1 protein-coding gene is annotated in these 1,235 nt (G+C 53.5%); it reads right to left on the bottom strand.

Translation table 11 applies throughout. The features are described 5' to 3' along the window. Window positions 1-8: 8 nt before the first annotated feature. Window positions 9-1,171 (bottom strand): IS3 family transposase gene (locus tag CLV83_RS00880; protein ID WP_132286189.1). Its coding sequence is split into 2 segments (ribosomal slippage): window positions 9-916 and window positions 916-1,171, totalling 1,164 coding nucleotides; the frame shifts between segments, so codons are not numbered across the junction. Between the last annotated feature and the right edge of the window lie 64 nt (window positions 1,172-1,235).

Raw genomic sequence — 1,235 nt, forward strand, 5'->3', positions numbered from 1 at the left:
TGTAGTGGTCAACTAATCCCGGACACGGTTTTAAGTTTTTCTTCCGCCGCCAGCGGACTGATGCCACCATTCGCACGATGTGGCCGCTGGCGGTTGTAGTAATCCATCAAATACCGACCAATATCCATTTTGGCGACCAGCAGTGATGGGTAACCCGTTTCCGGAACCCATTCTATTTTCAAACTGCGGAACAGCCTCTCCATTGGAGAGTTGTCCCAGCAATTTCCCCGACGGCTCATGCTTTGAACCATACGATAGCGCCAGAGCCGCTGGCGGAACTTCAGGCTCGTGTACTGACATCCCTGATCGGAATGGAACAGGACACCTTCAGGCTGCCCTCGCCGATTCCAGGCGTCATTCAGCGCCTTGATGACCAGACTTGTGTCGGCAGTCGTAGAGACTGCCCAGCCAACCACTTTGCGGGCGTAAAGATCCAGAACAACGGCGAGATACGACCACTGAGACCCTGTCCAAATGTAGGTGACATCACCACACCAGACTCGGTTAGGTTGTGACACATCAAATTCGCGGTTCAGCCGGTTGGGGATGTTCACATGCTCAACGGTCGCCTTCTTGTACTTATGCTGGCCTGGCTGCTTGCACACCAAGCCGGACTCTTTCATCAGGCGACGGACTACATAGCGGCCGGCATCGATTCCTTCTGAAGCCAGAAAGTTACAGATGCCCCGGCTTCCCAGCGCGCGACGACTTAGCTTGAAAGCACGGTTTACGTGGGCTTTCAGTTCAAGCCGGTGCGGCTTGATGTACCGCTTTGCTTTAGACCAGTCATAATAACTGGAGCGATTAATACCGAATGCCTGACAGACCAGATCAACAGGCTTTAACTCTCTCAAACGGTCTATCAGCGCATACGTTTGAACTCGTCTGACATTAAGAGAGCGGAAGCCTTTTTTAGGATGTCCTTTTCCTGCTCCAGGCGTTTAACCCTGGCTTCCAGCTCCTGGATGCGCTTCTGCTCGGGCGTCATGGCTTTGCTGGCGGGTGTTTCACCGTCACGTTCGGCACGTAACTGATCCACCCACCGACGCAGTGCGGTATCACCGATACCAAGTGACCGGCAGGCCTCAGCGATGGAATAGCCCTGATCCAGCACAAGACTGGCGGCTTCCAGTTTGAACTCGGGCGTAAAGGAACGACGTTGCTTTTTCATTGAACACCTCTTGGGTGGCAAGGTTACCACCTATCTGGGTGTCCGGAATCATTGAACCACTACA

Origin of the sequence: Marinobacterium mangrovicola (genome assembly GCF_004339595.1) — a bacterium.
GTDB lineage: Bacteria > Pseudomonadota > Gammaproteobacteria > Pseudomonadales > Balneatricaceae > Marinobacterium_D > Marinobacterium_D mangrovicola.